General features: G+C 61.8%; 16 protein-coding genes. 11 read left to right on the forward strand and 5 right to left on the reverse strand.

Features of this window, described 5'->3' with window-relative positions; genetic code table 11:
- The first annotated feature begins 214 nt into the window (after nucleotides 1-214).
- Both AC07XZ_RS26285 and AC07XZ_RS26290 read left to right on the forward strand, forming a co-directional pair.
- Nucleotides 215-946, forward strand: coding sequence for a carbonic anhydrase (locus tag AC07XZ_RS26285; protein WP_039764830.1), 732 nt, complete (start codon nucleotides 215-217; stop codon nucleotides 944-946).
- A gap of 90 nt (nucleotides 947-1,036) precedes the next feature.
- Nucleotides 1,037-2,563: a SulP family inorganic anion transporter gene (locus AC07XZ_RS26290; protein ID WP_102688243.1), complete on the forward strand. Its 1,527-nt coding sequence runs from the start codon at nucleotides 1,037-1,039 to the stop codon at nucleotides 2,561-2,563.
- 51 nt (nucleotides 2,564-2,614) lie between these two features.
- Here the strand turns inward: AC07XZ_RS26290 and AC07XZ_RS26295 are convergent, their stop codons facing one another.
- Nucleotides 2,615-3,247: a hypothetical protein gene (locus AC07XZ_RS26295; protein ID WP_064379553.1), complete on the reverse strand. Its 633-nt coding sequence runs from the start codon at nucleotides 3,245-3,247 to the stop codon at nucleotides 2,615-2,617.
- A 369-nt stretch (nucleotides 3,248-3,616) separates the two neighbouring features.
- Here AC07XZ_RS26295 and coxB point away from each other — a divergent pair, with 369 nt between their 5' ends.
- From coxB to AC07XZ_RS26315, 4 genes are all read left to right on the forward strand, one after another.
- On the forward strand, nucleotides 3,617-4,744 hold the full coding sequence (gene coxB, locus AC07XZ_RS26300) for a cytochrome c oxidase subunit II (RefSeq protein ID WP_085606416.1): 1,128 nt from the start codon (nucleotides 3,617-3,619) through the stop codon (nucleotides 4,742-4,744).
- 82 nt (nucleotides 4,745-4,826) lie between these two features.
- Nucleotides 4,827-6,419 carry a cytochrome c oxidase subunit I gene (ctaD, locus tag AC07XZ_RS26305; protein ID WP_007953983.1) on the forward strand — a complete coding sequence of 531 codons (1,593 nt, stop codon included), beginning with the start codon at nucleotides 4,827-4,829 and terminating at the stop codon, nucleotides 6,417-6,419.
- 27 nt (nucleotides 6,420-6,446) lie between these two features.
- Nucleotides 6,447-6,998, forward strand: coding sequence for a cytochrome c oxidase assembly protein (locus AC07XZ_RS26310; protein WP_085606414.1), 552 nt, complete (start codon nucleotides 6,447-6,449; stop codon nucleotides 6,996-6,998).
- A 25-nt stretch (nucleotides 6,999-7,023) separates the two neighbouring features.
- A complete protein-coding gene (locus tag AC07XZ_RS26315; protein WP_102688242.1) occupies nucleotides 7,024-7,911 on the forward strand; it encodes a cytochrome c oxidase subunit 3 in 888 nt (295 codons plus the stop codon).
- Nucleotides 7,912-8,001: 90 nt separating this feature from the next.
- Here the strand turns inward: AC07XZ_RS26315 and AC07XZ_RS26320 are convergent, their stop codons facing one another.
- Nucleotides 8,002-8,205, reverse strand: a complete 204-nt coding sequence (locus AC07XZ_RS26320; RefSeq protein WP_085748051.1) for a twin transmembrane helix small protein — start codon at nucleotides 8,203-8,205, stop codon at nucleotides 8,002-8,004.
- Nucleotides 8,206-8,277: 72 nt separating this feature from the next.
- Between AC07XZ_RS26320 and AC07XZ_RS26325 the strand changes: the two genes are divergently transcribed.
- From AC07XZ_RS26325 to AC07XZ_RS26345, 5 genes are read left to right on the forward strand one after another with little or no spacing between them, the layout of a single operon-like run.
- The gene (locus AC07XZ_RS26325; protein ID WP_102688241.1) at nucleotides 8,278-9,018 is read left to right on the forward strand and encodes an SURF1 family protein; all 741 of its coding nucleotides are present in this window, start codon (nucleotides 8,278-8,280) and stop codon (nucleotides 9,016-9,018) included.
- A complete protein-coding gene (locus AC07XZ_RS26330; protein WP_007953988.1) occupies nucleotides 8,984-9,577 on the forward strand; it encodes a PA_0111/PP_0108 family redox-active disulfide protein in 594 nt (197 codons plus the stop codon). The genes AC07XZ_RS26325 and AC07XZ_RS26330 overlap by 35 nt, the downstream gene beginning before the upstream one ends.
- Nucleotides 9,578-9,587: 10 nt before the next feature.
- A complete protein-coding gene (locus tag AC07XZ_RS26335) occupies nucleotides 9,588-10,667 on the forward strand; it encodes a COX15/CtaA family protein (RefSeq protein WP_085748048.1) in 1,080 nt (359 codons plus the stop codon).
- Nucleotides 10,655-11,554, forward strand: a complete 900-nt coding sequence (gene cyoE, locus AC07XZ_RS26340) for a heme o synthase (protein WP_007953992.1) — start codon at nucleotides 10,655-10,657, stop codon at nucleotides 11,552-11,554. The genes AC07XZ_RS26335 and cyoE overlap by 13 nt, the downstream gene beginning before the upstream one ends.
- Complete coding sequence (locus AC07XZ_RS26345) at nucleotides 11,551-12,186, forward strand: SCO family protein (RefSeq protein ID WP_085733848.1); 636 nt, start codon at nucleotides 11,551-11,553, stop codon at nucleotides 12,184-12,186. The genes cyoE and AC07XZ_RS26345 overlap by 4 nt, the downstream gene beginning before the upstream one ends.
- 309 nt (nucleotides 12,187-12,495) lie before the next feature.
- Here AC07XZ_RS26345 and AC07XZ_RS26350 read toward each other — a convergent pair whose 3' ends face one another.
- The 3 genes from AC07XZ_RS26350 to AC07XZ_RS26360 all read right to left on the reverse strand — a co-directional run bounded on the left by AC07XZ_RS26350 (nucleotide 12,496) and on the right by AC07XZ_RS26360 (nucleotide 15,025).
- Nucleotides 12,496-13,269: a MetQ/NlpA family ABC transporter substrate-binding protein gene (locus tag AC07XZ_RS26350; protein WP_102688240.1), complete on the reverse strand. Its 774-nt coding sequence runs from the start codon at nucleotides 13,267-13,269 to the stop codon at nucleotides 12,496-12,498.
- Nucleotides 13,270-13,343: 74 nt separating this feature from the next.
- Nucleotides 13,344-14,018 carry a methionine ABC transporter permease gene (locus AC07XZ_RS26355; RefSeq protein WP_011331789.1) on the reverse strand — a complete coding sequence of 225 codons (675 nt, stop codon included), beginning with the start codon at nucleotides 14,016-14,018 and terminating at the stop codon, nucleotides 13,344-13,346.
- Nucleotides 14,018-15,025 (reverse strand): methionine ABC transporter ATP-binding protein, encoded by a 1,008-nt coding sequence (locus AC07XZ_RS26360; RefSeq protein ID WP_007953999.1) that lies wholly within the window; start codon nucleotides 15,023-15,025, stop codon nucleotides 14,018-14,020. Before AC07XZ_RS26360 ends, AC07XZ_RS26355 begins: the two co-directional genes overlap by 1 nt.
- Nucleotides 15,026-15,041: the final 16 nt, after the last annotated feature.

Below are 15,041 nucleotides of genomic sequence, written 5' to 3' on the forward strand. Positions count from 1 at the left end.
GAAGGGATGCTGGGCCCGGTTTACGCCGGTCACGTTTTTTGTGACCTGGAACACACGTTCTAGAGCGCTTGATTCAGTTTGAGTTAAGTTTCGGCGGTTACCTTGTTCATCGAGTGACTGACGGGTCGGGATGACCCGGATGTTCTAAACAGCCACTGGCTTCACACCGGAATACACGGGAACGACTCCCCGAATCCGCCAATGAGGATGAATCATGAGTGACAAGGATAAACAGCCGTTGGCTGCGTCGGCGCAAGCCGCCCCTGTGGCGGAATCCGCCGATGCAGCGTTGAATCGTATCGTTGACGGCTTTTTGCATTTTCATCATGAGGTCTTTCCGCAGCAGGAAGAACTCTTCAAGAAACTCGCCACGGCCCAGTCGCCACGGGCCATGTTCATCACCTGCGCCGATTCGCGCATCGTGCCCGAACTGATCACCCAGAGTTCGCCCGGCGATCTGTTCGTGACCCGGAACGTCGGCAACGTGGTGCCACCCTACGGCCAGATGAACGGCGGCGTTTCCACCGCCATCGAATACGCGGTTCTGGCACTTGGCGTGCAGCACATCATCATCTGCGGCCACTCCGACTGCGGCGCCATGCGCGCGGTGCTCAACCCGGACAGCCTGGAAAAGATGCCGACGGTCAAAGCCTGGCTGCGCCACGCCGAAGTCGCGAAAACCATGGTGCATGACAACTGCAACTGCGCCGACGAAAAAGAAAGCATGCCGATCCTCACCGAGGAAAACGTCATCGCCCAACTGCAGCACTTGCGTACCCATCCTTCGGTAGCCTCGCGCATGGCGAACGGTCATCTGTTCATCCATGGCTGGGTCTACAACATCGAAACCAGCGAAATCAAAGCTTACGACGCGGATCAGGGATGCTTCCTGCCGCTCGACGGCAGCCATCCGATTCCGGTGGCGACGCCCAAAGCGCGCTTCTAAATCCTCCTAAAAATCTGTGTGGTTTGACGCCGGCCGCTGTTTCAGCGGCCAGGCCTTGCCACGCCTGAAGAAAACTTCGGGAGTATCGCCATGCGTGCGGCTCAATTGAAAGCTGTGTTGCCACGGGAGCTGCTCGCTTCAGTGGTTGTGTTTCTGGTCGCGTTGCCGCTGTGCATGGGCATTGCCATTGCGTCAGGGCTGCCGCCGGCCAAAGGCCTGATCACCGGGATCATCGGCGGTCTGGTGGTGGGCTGGCTGGCGGGGTCGCCGTTGCAGGTCAGCGGGCCGGCGGCGGGTCTGGCGGTGCTGGTGTTCGAGCTGGTGCGCCAGCACGGCATCGAAATGCTCGGGCCGATCCTGCTGCTCGCCGGTTTTCTGCAACTGGTGGCCGGACGGCTGAAGCTCGGTTGCTGGTTTCGGGTCACGGCGCCAGCGGTGGTGTACGGCATGCTCGCGGGGATTGGCGTGCTGATTGTGCTGTCGCAAGTGCATGTGATGCTCGATGCGTCACCGAAACCCTCCGGCCTCGACAACCTCACGGCATTCCCCGGCGCAGTGGCGCAGGCCTTGCCGTCCTTAGGCTGGCAGGCCGGGTTGCTCGGGCTGTCGACCATAGCCGTGATGTGGTTGTGGGAGAAATTCCGCCCGCATTCGCTGCGCTTTATTCCGGGCGCGCTGCTCGGGGTCGGGCTGGCGACAGGCGCCAGCCTGCTGTTGGCGTTGCAAGTGAAACGGGTTGAAGTGCCAGAGAACCTGGCCGAAGCCATCGACTGGCTGAAACCGGCGGATCTGCTCAGTCTCGCCGATCCAACGCTGCTGATCGCCGCATTCGCCGTGGCCTTCATCGCCAGCGCCGAAACCCTGCTGTCCGCCGCTGCGGTGGATCGCATGCACAGCGGCCCGCGTTCGGATTTCGACCGTGAGCTGTCGGCGCAAGGTGTCGGCAACATGCTCTGCGGTCTGGTCGGCGCGCTGCCGATGACCGGGGTGATCGTGCGCAGTTCGGCCAACGTCCAGGCCGGCGCCACCACACGCTACTCGACGATTTTCCATGGCCTGTGGCTGCTGGCGTTCGTGCTGTTGCTGTCGAGCGTGTTGCAGAGCATTCCGGTGGCGAGTCTGGCGGGCGTTCTGGTCTACACCGGCTTCAAACTGGTGGACCTCAAGGCATTCCGTGGTCTGGCCCGATATGGCCGGATGCCGATGTTCACCTACGCCGCCACAGCACTGGCGATCATCTTCACCGACCTGTTGACCGGCGTGCTGATCGGTTTCGGTCTGACCCTGGTGAAACTGGCGTTCAAGGCCTCACGCCTGAAAATCAGCCTGATCGATCTGCCGCAGGACGGGGAAATGGAGTTGCGCCTGGTGGGCGCCGCGACGTTCCTCAAAGTGCCGGCACTGACTCAGGTACTGGGCAGCATTCCGCCGGGCACCACGGTGCATGTGCCGCTCAATAACCTGAGCTACATCGACCATTCGTGTCTGGAACTGCTCGAAGAGTGGGGCCGGGCGAATGCGGCCAAGGGGGCGAAGCTGTTGATCGAGTCGCGCGGGTTGAAACGACGGCTCGAGGGGCGGATCCGCACCACCACCGGGATCGGAGCGGCGGGCTGAAAACATTTGGGGGAACAGAGCAATCTGTTCCCCCAATCGTTTGCGCCGGGATCAAGCCGCAGGCTGATCCAGCTCCAGGCCCACGCCCAGACGGCGGCTCATGCACGGCCAGCGTTTCCACGCCGCACCGGTGTCCGGGCTGCTGAGTTTCTCGCGGTAGGCTTCCACCGACTCCAGCGCAAAGCTGTCGTCGTCGAGCATGCTGTCCACTGCGTGATGCACCACTTCGTCGAGTTGATTGGCAAATTCCTCACCAAGCAACTGGTGAGCTATCAGATTGGCGACCGTCATGTCCAAGGGGATCAGTGGCTGGCCGAGATGCTTGATGTAAAGGTCGTTGACCTCTTCGACAAAACGATGCGCCAGATAGGCTTCGTCCAGCAGACTGTCCAGGCCCACGGGCGGCTGGAGGAAGTACTGCTCGGCGATTTTCAGCACCGGTTTGATCTGCGATTCGATTCCCGCTTCCCTGGCGACTTCATTGGCTGCATCCAGCAGATCTGGCACTTCGTCGATGTAGGCGGCGACAAAACGCGTCAGCACGCCGTTGGCGTCGGTTTCCGGCAACTGGATGGCCGGGTGCAGGTGTTGCAGTTGGGCTTCCAGCTGACGGGTCAGCTTTCCGGTTTCAATCTCGTGTTGTCGGGCTATGTGGATCTGCTCGCGCAATGCGGCGGTGTTCATGAAAACTCCAGGAAACAAGGCAATGAAATAGGGAAGACATAACTTAGCTGGCTTACGAAAAATGCTAAGACGCATTTGTCATAATTATTTCATCCTTGATGCACCGGCGTTATATCGGTTTGCCAACACTCGTCTGCATCCTTCTCCATTCGTGCCCTGGAACGCAAGTGCCAGCTGTTTCATACGATTTACGTCCGCACATTGCATTTCTCGGTGGCTGTCTATACTCGCCATTGAATGGAGTTAGCTGATGACGCCCGACTGCCCACGCAGCAAGGCCCGGCGATTCAAGTTCGTAGTCTGATGCAGCCGCTCCCTTGCCTCTGGTGAAAGCCGGCGGGATAACAAGAACGATAAGGGGAACCCGCAATGATGCGACATCCACACGTCTGGATGGGCCTCCTGTTGTGGTCGATTTTCAGCCCGGCGCACGCTGCCTGGACTGTGAATATGGCGCCTGGAGCGACTGAAATCAGTCACGCAGTATTCGACCTGCACATGACCATTTTCTGGATCTGTGTGGTGATCGGGATCATCGTCTTCGGCGCCATGTTCTGGTCGATGATGGTGCACCGCCGTTCAACCGGGCAGGTCGCCGCAAAATTCCACGAAAGCACCACCGTCGAAATTCTCTGGACCGTCGTCCCGCTGCTGATCCTGGTGGCGATGGCCGTTCCGGCGACCGCGACCCTGATCAAGATGTACGACACCAGTGAGCCGGATATCGATATCCAGATCACCGGTTATCAGTGGAAGTGGCACTACAAATACCTGGGCCAGGACGTCGAGTTCTTCAGCAACCTGGCCACGCCCGCCGAACAGATTCACAACAAGGAAGCCAAGGGCGAGCATTACCTGCTCGAGGTCGACAAGCCACTGGTGCTGCCGACCGGCGCCAAGGTGCGCTTCCTCGTGACCTCCGCCGACGTGATCCACTCCTGGTGGGTGCCGGCCTTCGCGGTCAAGCGCGATGCGATTCCCGGGTTCGTCAACGAAGCCTGGACCCGCATCGACAAGCCCGGCCTCTACCGTGGCCAGTGCGCCGAGCTGTGCGGCAAGGACCACGGCTTCATGCCGATCGTGGTCGACGTCAAGGAGAAGGCCGACTACGAAAAATGGCTCGCCGAGCGCAAGGCCGAAGCGTTGCAGCTCAAGGAGCTGACCAGCAAGGAATGGACTCTCGACGAGCTCAAGGAGCGCGGCGACAAGATCTACCACACCACCTGCGTCGCCTGTCACCAGGCCGAAGGCCAGGGCCTGCCGCCGATGTTCCCGGCCCTCAAGGGCTCGAAAATCGCCACCGGCCCGAAAGACGCGCACCTGAGCATTGTCTTCCACGGCAAGCCCGGCACCGCCATGGCGGCGTTCGGCAAGCAGTTGTCGGAAGTCGATATCGCAGCGGTCGTGACCTACGAACGTAACGCCTGGGGCAACAACAAGGGCGACATGGTCACGCCAAAAGAAGTGCTGGAGCTGAAACAGGCGGAAAGCAAATGAGCCGGTCTATTGCGTACTTCGTGAACCGGTCGGGGCCCTGCGCCCCGGCCTGCCCAGTCCACTCACTTGAAGGAGACCGGCCATGAGCGCTGTCATCGATGACCACGGTCATGCCGACCACGACCACGCCCACGGCCCCGCCAAAGGCCTGATGCGCTGGGTACTGACCACCAACCACAAGGACATCGGCACGCTGTACCTGTGGTTTGCGTTCTGCATGTTCCTGCTCGGCGGCTCGTTCGCCATGGTGATCCGCGCCGAGCTGTTCCAGCCCGGACTGCAGATCGTGGAACCTGCGTTCTTCAACCAGATGACCACCATGCACGGCCTGGTGATGGTGTTCGGTGCGGTGATGCCGGCGTTCGTCGGCCTCGCCAACTGGATGATCCCGTTGATGGTCGGTGCGCCGGACATGGCCCTGCCGCGGATGAACAACTTCAGCTTCTGGCTGCTGCCGGCGGCGTTCCTGCTGCTGGTCTCGACCCTGTTCACCCCCGGTGGCGGGCCGAACTTCGGCTGGACGTTCTACGCGCCGCTGTCCACCACCTATGCCCCGGAAAGCGTGACGTTCTTCATCTTCGCCATCCACCTGATGGGGATCAGTTCGATCATGGGCGCGATCAACGTGATCGCCACCATCCTCAACCTGCGCGCCCCCGGCATGACCCTGATGAAAATGCCGCTGTTCGTCTGGACCTGGCTGATCACCGCGTTCCTGCTGATCGCGGTGATGCCGGTGCTGGCCGGGTGCGTGACGATGATGCTGATGGACATCCACTTCGGCACCAGCTTCTTCAGTGCCGCCGGTGGCGGTGACCCGGTGCTGTTCCAGCATGTGTTCTGGTTCTTCGGCCACCCCGAGGTGTACATCATGATCCTGCCGGCCTTCGGCGCCGTCAGCCAGATCATCCCGACCTTCTCGCGCAAGCCGCTGTTCGGCTACACCTCGATGGTCTACGCCACGGCGAGCATCGCGTTCCTGTCGTTCATCGTCTGGGCGCACCACATGTTCGTGGTGGGCATCCCGCTGGTGGGCGAGTTGTTCTTCATGTACGCGACGATGCTGATCGCGGTGCCGACCGGAGTGAAGGTGTTCAACTGGGCCAGCACCATGTGGCAAGGCTCGATGACCTTCGAGACGCCGATGCTGTTTGCCGTGGCGTTCGTGATTCTGTTCTCGATCGGCGGTTTCTCCGGGCTGATGCTGGCCATCGCCCCGGCGGACTTCCAGTACCAGGACACCTACTTCGTGGTCGCGCACTTCCACTACGTGCTGGTGCCGGGGGCGATCTTCGGGATCTTCGCGTCGGCCTATTACTGGCTGCCGAAATGGACCGGCCACATGTACGACGAAACCCTGGGCAAGCTGCACTTCTGGCTGTCCTTCGTCGGCATGAACCTGACGTTCTTCCCGATGCACTTCGTGGGCCTGGCGGGCATGCCCCGACGGATTCCGGACTACAACCTGCAGTTCGCCGACTTCAACATGGTCTCGTCGATCGGCGCGTTCATGTTCGGTGCCACGCAGATCTTCTTCCTGTTCATCGTGATCAAGACCATCCGTGGCGGCGAGCCGGCACCGGCCAAACCGTGGGATGGCGCCGAAGGTCTGGAATGGAGCGTGCCGTCACCGGCGCCGTATCACACCTTCACCACGCCGCCGGAAGTGAAATGAACCCTGTAGCCGTTGAGGGCCGCCACCATGGCTGACTCGATTTCGATGAAGAAGCTGGTCACCCGACTGCTCGGCGTGGTGGTGGCGATGTTCGTCTTCGGCTTTGCTCTGGTGCCGATCTACGACGTGATGTGCAAGGCGTTCGGTATCAACGGCAAGACCGCCGGGCAGTACGAGGGCGAGCAGACCGTCGATGCTACGCGGCAGGTGCGGGTGCAATTTCTGTCGACCAACACCGCCGACATGCCATGGGATTTCTATCCCAAGCATGACGAGCTGACGGCCAACCCCGGCGCGGTGAACGAGATGATCTTCATCGCCCGCAACCCCACCGACAAACCGATGAGCGCTCAAGCCGTACCGAGCATCGCGCCGAGCAATGCGGCGGCGTATTTCCACAAGACCGAATGCTTTTGTTTTACCCAGCAGGTGCTGCAGCCCGGTCAGCAGATCGAGATGCCGGTGCGTTTCATCGTTGACCGCGACATGCCCAAGGACGTGAAGCACCTGACGCTGTCCTACACGCTGTTCGATATCACCGCCCGACATCCTCCGGTGGCTGCAAACACTGGCGGTTAAGCGTGCCCGATAAGGAGAACAATAAATGGCAACTCATGAGCACTATTACGTCCCGGCCCAGAGCAAGTGGCCGATCGTCGCCACGGTGGGGATGTTCGTCACCGTGTACGGTTTGGCGACCTGGTTCAACGATCTGAAGGCAGCGCGTCCGGAATCCCACGGCCCGCTGATCTTTTTCGTCGGCGGCCTGTTGCTGGCGTACATGCTGTTCGGCTGGTTCGGCACGGTGATCAAGGAGAGCCGCGCGGGGTTGTACAGCCCGCAACTGGACCGCTCGTTCCGCTGGGGCATGAGCTGGTTCATCTTCTCCGAGGTGATGTTCTTCATCGCCTTCTTCGGCGCGCTGTTCTACGTGCGACACATCTCCGGCCCGGCGCTGGGCGGCGAAGGCACCAAAGGCATCGCCCACATGCTCTGGCCGAATTTCCAGTTCACCTGGCCGCTGTTGCACACGCCGGATCCGAAACTGTTCCCGCCGCCCAAGGAAGTCATCAGCCCCTGGGGCCTGCCGCTGATCAACACCATCCTGCTGGTGAGTTCCAGCGTGACCATCACCATCGCCCACCACGCGCTGAAGAAAGGTCATCGCGGCGCGCTGAAACTGTGGCTGGCGATCACCGTGCTGCTGGGTTGCGCGTTCCTCGGCTTCCAGGCCGAAGAATACATCCACGCCTACCACGAACTGGGGCTGACCCTCGGCTCGGGCATCTACGGCGCGACGTTCTTCATGCTCACCGGTTTCCACGGCGCCCACGTGACCATCGGCACGATCATTCTGTTCGTGATGCTGCTGCGCATCATGAAGGGCCACTTCGACAACGAACATCAGTTCGGTTTTGAAGCGGCGAGCTGGTATTGGCACTTCGTCGATGTGGTGTGGATCGGCTTGTTCATCTTCGTTTATGTGCTTTAACAGCAGCTGCGAGCCGCGAGCTGCGAGCTTCAAGTCAAAACGGTAAGGCTTGTAGCTTGTAGCTTGTAGCTTGGCGCTTGGCGCTTGCAGCTACCACGGCACGTGGGACACCAGTTGGCCGCTGTAGAAACCCCAGGCAATCAAGCCGACGGTGCAAGCGGCCAACGCCACCCGAACACTCAAGGCGATCACCAGCCGATTCGAGCTGCTGTCGTCCTTGACCAGGAAAAACAGGCCGCTGAAAAGGCTGACCACCGTGGCAATCAGCATCAGGACGATGGCTGCTTTGAGCATGGGAAGAACTCCGGGGGAACAAGCGATGCAGTTGAGTATAGCGATCGCGTTCACTGATTTTCTGGCGCGACCATGAAGCGCTTCCGGCCGGGTGTGGTGCCGACACTGGTGGTCGGCCTGCTGCTGCCGTTGCTGATTTCGCTGGGCTTCTGGCAACTGGGCCGGGGCGCGGAGAAAACCGCCCTGCTCGCCAGCTACGCCGAACGCCGCACCGCCGAACCGATGGCCAGCACCGAGTTGCTGCACAGCGCCGATCCGGCCTTTCGCCGGGTGCATCTGCACGGCCAGTTCGACGCCGCCCACAGCCTGTTGCTGGACAACCGTCAGCGCAACGGCAAAGTCGGCGTCGAATTGCTGCAACCGTTTCAGGATCAACGCAGCGGCCAGTGGCTGCTGGTCAATCGCGGCTGGCTGCCGTGGCCGGATCGGCGCACGGCCCCGCAATTCAACACACCGACCGACGCCGTGAATGTCGATGCCTGGGTGTACGTCGCCCCCGGCGCCACCTTCCAGCTGCATGCCGATCCGGTCAGCAGCCGCTGGCCGCAAACCGTCACCGCCGTCGAACCCGCGAAATTGTGGAAAACCCTCGAACGCGACGGCTTCGCCTACGAATTACGCGCCGAACCCGGCCCCGCCAGCTATCAGGCCGACTGGCCGGTGGTCGCGATGGGCCCGGAAAAACACCTCGGTTACGCCGTGCAGTGGTTCGCCATGGCCACCGCCCTGTTCGGTCTCTACCTCTATCTCGGCTGGCACAACGCAAAGGAGAAACACCATGGGAGCGGCCATGAATCCACCCAGCATGTCTGAAGCAAAAGCCCCGGCCAGTCGCCGTCGCGGACGTATCCAGCTGCTGCTGATCGTGCTCGGCGTGGTCGGGCCGATGATCCTCGCCACCGGCATGTACAAGTTGCAGTTCTGGGTGCCGGAAGGTCGCAGCTACCACGGCGAACTGATCGGCAACGGCCAGACCCGCGCCGACCTCGGCATCCAGGCTGACGAAACGCGCTGGCAGATGCTGGTCACCGCACCGAAGGACTGCGCGGTGGACTGCCAGCAGCTGGTGTACCTGGCGCGGCAGATCCAGATCGGCCTGGGCCGCGAAGCCGGGCGCGCCAGCCACGCCCTGGCCGCCGCGCAACCACTGGGCGCCGACTACGAAGCCAAGCTGACCCGCGAATACCCGCAGCTGCAACGCTACCCGCTGGACGCAGCCACCTTCAGCAAGGCCACGGGCGACAAGGCCACACCGCAGCTGTGGATCATCGATCCCCACGGCAACCTCGTGCTGCGCTACGACCCGAGCGTCAAGGGCAAGGATCTGCTCAACGACCTGCGCCACCTGCTGAAACTGTCGAACATCGGATAAGGGCATCGTCATGGCCAAACCTGGATTTCGCCTCGCGCTGTTTGCCACCCTGCTGGCACTGATCGTCGTGCTGCTCGGCGCCTACACCCGCCTGACCCACGCCGGCCTCGGCTGCCCGGACTGGCCGGGCTGCTACGGGTTCATCAGCGTGCCGAAAAGCGAAGCCCAACTGGCCCATGCCGAACTGCATTACCCCGACTCGCCGGTGGAGGCGCACAAAGGCTGGAACGAGATGATCCACCGCTACTTCGCCGGCACCCTCGGCATGCTGATCTCGGTACTGGCCGGGCGCGCGTGGGTCAATCGTCGTCATCCCGGGCAACCGCTGAAACTGCCGCTGTTTCTGCTGGCGGTGGTGTTCGCCCAGGCGGCGTTCGGCATGTGGACGGTGACACTCAAGCTCTGGCCGCAAGTGGTGACCGGGCATTTGCTCGGTGGCTTCGCGACCTTGAGCCTGCTGTTTCTGCTGACCTTGCGACTGTCCGGCGTGCTGCCGGCGCTGACCGTGCCCAAGCGCCTGCAATATTGGGCCACTGCTGGATTGCTGCTGGTGATCGGCCAGATCGCACTGGGTGGCTGGGTCAGTTCCAACTACGCGGCGGTGGCCTGCATCGACTTCCCGACCTGCCACGGCCAATGGCTGCCGCCGGCGGATTTCGCCAACGGTTTTCACCTGACTCAACACATCGGCCCCAATTACCTCGGCGGGCAACTCGACAGCGATGCTCGCACGGCGATTCACCTGACCCACCGCATCGGCGCGTTGCTGGTGACGCTCGTCCTGCTCGGTCTGGCCTGGCAACTGAAAGTGGTGGGCATGACCCGACTGGCCGGACTGGTGCTGATCGCCCTCGCGGCGCAGATCACCCTTGGCATCAGCAACGTGCTGTTCCATCTGCCGCTGCCGGTGGCCGTGGCGCATAACGCCGGCGGTGCGGCGCTGCTGCTGACGATGGTGCTGGTCAACTACCACGCGCGGACCAGTCTGGTTCGGGTCAAGCAGCCGATGATCGCGCGCTGGCGCCTGAGCCCGCGCAAACACTCGGCGGCGCCCATCACTATTAAAGGAGAGACGCCATGGCGATTCTGATCGGCGAACGTCCGGCGCAGGCGCTGTGGCGTGATTATCTGGAGCTGACCAAACCGAAAGTCGTGGTGCTGATGCTGATCACCTCGCTGGTCGGCATGTTCCTCGCAACCCGCGCCGGGGTGCCGTGGACGGTGCTGGTGTTCGGCAACCTCGGGATCGCGCTGTGTGCCGGTGGCGCGGCGGCGGTCAATCATGTGGTGGACCGACGCATCGATGCGGTCATGGCCCGCACCCATAAAAGGCCGCTGGCCGAGGGCCGGGTTTCGCCCACAGGTGCACTGACCTTTGCGCTGGTGCTGGCGCTGCTCGGCCAGGCCTTGCTGCTGACTTTCACCAATCCGCTGACCGCCTGGCTGACCCTGGCCTCGCTGCTCGGCTACGCGGTGATCTACACCGGTTTTCTCAAACGCGCGACGCCACAGAACATCGTCATCGGCGGTCTTGCCGGCGCCGCGCCGCCACTGCTCGGCTGGACCGCGGCCACCGGCCACGTCAGTGCCGAACCGCTGCTGCTGGTGCTGATCATCTTCGCCTGGACCCCGCCGCACTTCTGGGCGCTGGCCATCCATCGCAAAGAGGAATACGCCAAGGCCGACATTCCGATGCTGCCGGTCACCCATGGCGAGCACTACACCAAGGTGCACATTCTGCTGTACACCTTCGCCCTGCTGGCGGTCAGCCTGTTGCCGTACGTGATCCACATGAGCGGCCTGCTGTACCTGATCTGCGCGCTCGGTCTGGGCGCCAGGTTTCTGCAATGGGCCGTGGTGCTGTACCGTGGCACTCGACCGCACGCGGCGATCAACACCTTCAAGTACTCTATCTGGTACTTGTTTCTGCTGTTCATTGCCCTGCTCGTAGACCACTACTTACTGTTGAACCTATGACTCGAACCCAGAAAACCGTCTTCATCCTCGTCGCCGTGATCGCGCTGATCCTCGGCCTGACCGTCAACAAAGTGCTGAGCGGCAAGGGCCAGGGCGACCCGACCGCACTGATCGACGCCGGCATCATCCTGCTGCCGCAGAGCCGTAACCTGCCGGACGTGACGATGACCAATCAGGACGGCCAACCGGTCACGGTCAACGAGCTCAAGGGCAAGTGGAGCCTGCTGTTCTTCGGCTACACCTTCTGCCCGGACATCTGCCCGACCACCCTCGCCCAGTTGCGCCAGATCAAGAGCGAACTGCCGAAGGACGCTGTGGATAAATTGCAGATCGTGCTGGTCAGCGTCGACCCGAACCGCGACAACCCCGCGCAGTTGAAGCAGTACCTGGGTTACTTCGATCCACAGTTCATCGGCCTCACGCCGAAGTCGATCGAAGAACTGCAGAAGGTGGCGAACGCGGTGAGCATTCCGTTCATTCCGGCGGATACCAGCAAGCCGAACTACACGGTGGATCACAGTGGGAACCTGGCGGTGATCGGGCCGGACGGGACACAGCGCGGGTTTATTCGGGCGCCGTTAAATAATGCCAAGCTGGTGGCGCAGTTGCCGGTGATGTTGAACCGCAAGTAAGAAGATCAAAAGCTAGCCCTCACCCTAACCCTCCCGAAACGTCGGACCGCCCGGAGGGAGAGGGGACTGAATGGGGAATATTGGCGAGCTACACCGAATTGAACGTACTGCTTCGAATCCCTAATCGCCAAGATCTTTCAGGTCGATGCAGGACGCAGGACACCTCGGTCGGCCCCCTCTCCCTACGGGCGGTCCGACGTTTCGGGAGGGCTGGGGTGAGGGACGAATACACAGTGGGTCCAAAGCTGAACACCCGGCCACAAAAAAGGGGACGCCACTGGCGTCCCCTTTTTCGTTGCGGCGTCCGAATCAGAACGCCGGCAACACCGCGCCTTTGTACTTCTCGGTAATGAATTTCTTCACTTCCGGGCTGTGCAGGGCGGCGGCCAGTTTCTTCATGGCGTCGCTGTCCTTGTTGTCCGCGCGGGACACCAGGATGTTCACGTAAGGCGAGTCGCTGCCTTCGATGACCAGCGCATCCTTGGACGGATCGAGCTTGGCTTCCAGCGCGTAGTTGGTGTTGATCAGCGCCAGGTCGACCTGGGTCAGCACGCGCGGGATGGTCGCGGCTTCCAGTTCACGGATCTTCAGGTCTTTCGGGTTCTGGGCAATGTCCTTGACGGTCGACAGGATGTTGCTCGGATCCTTCAGGGTGATCACGCCGGCCTTGGCCAGCAGCAACAGCGCACGGCCGCCGTTGGTAGCGTCGTTCGGGATCACCACGTTGGCGCCGCTTGGCAGCTCTTCGATTTTCTTGAATTTGCTGGAGTAGGCGCCCAGCGGTTCCAGGTGCACGCCGGTCACGGACACCAGGCTGGTGCCCTTGGCCTTGTTGAACTCATCGAGGTACGGCTGGTGCTGGAAGAAGTTGGCGTCCAGACGCTTCTCGGCCACCTGCACGTTCGGCTGAACGTAGTCGGTGAAGACCTTGACCTTCAGATCCACGCCTTCTTTGGCCAGCACCGGCTTCACGAACTCGAGGATTTCCGCGTGCGGCAACGGAGTGGCAGCAACGGTCAGGGTTTCGTCGGCGTGGGCCGAGAACGCTGCAACGGCAGCCAGGGCAACGATCAGTTTTTTCATTCAGCTAACTCCTTTTTACGGCGCCCGTCTGGCGCCTGCCAGCGAATGGCCGGCTCATGTCATTACAAAACCGGTTATTTGCGCGAGAAGTGCACGACCAGTCGGTCGCCTACCATTTGCAGCACTTGCACCAGGATCAGCAGCAACACCACGGTGACGATCATCACGTCGGTCTGGAACCGCTGATAGCCGAAACGGATCGCCAGGTCACCCAGGCCACCGGCGCCGACCACACCGGCCATCGCCGTGTAGGAAACCAGTGTAATCGCCGTCACCGTAATCGCTGCGAAGATGCCCGGACGGGCCTCCGGCAGCAAGGCGTTCATGATGATCTGGCGAGTGGTCGCGCCCATCGACTGGGTCGCTTCGATGATGCCGCGATCGACTTCACGCAGGGCGGTTTCCACCAGCCGCGCGAAGAACGGCGTCGCGCCCACTACCAGCGGCGGAATCGCACCGGCCACGCCGAGCGAGGTGCCGGTGATCAGCACGGTGAACGGGATCATCACGATCAACAGAATGATGAACGGCAGCGAACGCAGGATGTTCACCACCAGCGACAGCAATGCGTACACGCCTTTGGCTTCGAGCAACTGACGCGGGCTGCACAGGAACAGCAACACGCCCAGCGGCAGGCCGAGCAGCACGGTGAACAGCAGCGAACCGCCGAGCATCATCAGGGTGTCGCCGGTGGCGAGCCAGATTTCGTACCAGTCGATATTGGTGAAGAAACTCATCAGGTCTTCCATTAGCGCAACACCTCCATGTGAACGTCAGCGGCGGTGAAGCGCGCGAAGGCTGCTTCCATGTCGCCACCGGTGACGGCGAGGGTCAATTGCCCGTAAGGAATGTCTTTGATGCGGTCGATACGACCGGCCAGGATGCTGTAGTCCACACCGGTTTCCCGGGCGACGGTTCCGAGCAACGGCGCGTAGGTCGCTTCGCCCTGGAAGGTCAGACGCACGATGCGGCCCGGCACGTGAGCGAAGTCATCGCGCTGCTCGCTTTCGTCGATTTGCTCGCTTTCCTGAACAAAGCGCTTGGTGGTCGGGTGCTTCGGATGCAGGAACACATCGGCCACCGAACCTTGCTCGACGATCACACCGGCGTCCATCACGCCGACCTGATCGCACACGCGGCGGATCACATCCATCTCGTGGGTGATCAGGACGATGGTCAGCTTCAGCTCGCGGTTGATCTCGGCCAGCAGCTGCAGGACCGACGCCGTGGTCTGCGGGTCGAGGGCGCTGGTGGCTTCGTCGCACAGCAGGATCTTCGGCTTGGTCGCCAGGGCGCGGGCGATGCCGACGCGCTGCTTCTGACCGCCGGACAACTGCGCCGGGTACTTTTTGGCGTGATCGGACAGACCGACCCGCGCCAGCAACTCGGCCACACGCTGGTCGATCTCGGCGCGGGACAGTTCACCCGCCAGGGTCAGCGGCAGCGCGACGTTGTCGGCCACGGTCTTGGATGCCAGCAGGTTGAAGTGCTGGAAGATCATCCCGACCTGCTGACGAAAACGGCGCAGGCCGTTGGCGTCCAGCGCGGTGACTTCTTCACCGTCGACGATGATCTTGCCGCCACTGGATTGCTCCAGGCGATTGATCAGACGCAGCAGGGTACTTTTTCCCGCGCCGGAATGGCCAATCAGGCCGAACACCTGACCGTTCTCGATGGAGAAGCTGGTCGGGTGCAGCGCGGTGATGTCCTTACCGGCGACGCGGTAAGTCTTATGGACGTTTTGAAACTCGATCACGTAGCGAACCTTGTGG

It is taken from the genome of Pseudomonas sp. GW458-11-26-14-LB4 (genome assembly GCF_059423925.1).

Bases quoted from the DNA above. Each gene is read 5' to 3' on its own strand.
- AC07XZ_RS26285 (WP_039764830.1), top strand. From the start codon at position 215: ATGAGTGACAAGGATAAACAGCCGTTGGCTGCGTCGGCGCAAGCCGCC.
- AC07XZ_RS26290 (WP_102688243.1), top strand. From the start codon at position 1,037: ATGCGTGCGGCTCAATTGAAAGCTGTGTTGCCACGGGAGCTGCTCGCT.
- AC07XZ_RS26295 (WP_064379553.1), bottom strand. From the start codon at position 3,247: ATGAACACCGCCGCATTGCGCGAGCAGATCCACATAGCCCGACAACAC.
- coxB (WP_085606416.1), top strand. From the start codon at position 3,617: ATGATGCGACATCCACACGTCTGGATGGGCCTCCTGTTGTGGTCGATT.
- ctaD (WP_007953983.1), top strand. From the start codon at position 4,827: ATGAGCGCTGTCATCGATGACCACGGTCATGCCGACCACGACCACGCC.
- AC07XZ_RS26310 (WP_085606414.1), top strand. From the start codon at position 6,447: ATGGCTGACTCGATTTCGATGAAGAAGCTGGTCACCCGACTGCTCGGC.
- AC07XZ_RS26315 (WP_102688242.1), top strand. From the start codon at position 7,024: ATGGCAACTCATGAGCACTATTACGTCCCGGCCCAGAGCAAGTGGCCG.
- AC07XZ_RS26320 (WP_085748051.1), bottom strand. From the start codon at position 8,205: ATGCTCAAAGCAGCCATCGTCCTGATGCTGATTGCCACGGTGGTCAGC.
- AC07XZ_RS26325 (WP_102688241.1), top strand. From the start codon at position 8,278: ATGAAGCGCTTCCGGCCGGGTGTGGTGCCGACACTGGTGGTCGGCCTG.
- AC07XZ_RS26330 (WP_007953988.1), top strand. From the start codon at position 8,984: ATGGGAGCGGCCATGAATCCACCCAGCATGTCTGAAGCAAAAGCCCCG.
- AC07XZ_RS26335 (WP_085748048.1), top strand. From the start codon at position 9,588: ATGGCCAAACCTGGATTTCGCCTCGCGCTGTTTGCCACCCTGCTGGCA.
- cyoE (WP_007953992.1), top strand. From the start codon at position 10,655: ATGGCGATTCTGATCGGCGAACGTCCGGCGCAGGCGCTGTGGCGTGAT.
- AC07XZ_RS26345 (WP_085733848.1), top strand. From the start codon at position 11,551: ATGACTCGAACCCAGAAAACCGTCTTCATCCTCGTCGCCGTGATCGCG.
- AC07XZ_RS26350 (WP_102688240.1), bottom strand. From the start codon at position 13,269: ATGAAAAAACTGATCGTTGCCCTGGCTGCCGTTGCAGCGTTCTCGGCC.
- AC07XZ_RS26355 (WP_011331789.1), bottom strand. From the start codon at position 14,018: ATGGAAGACCTGATGAGTTTCTTCACCAATATCGACTGGTACGAAATC.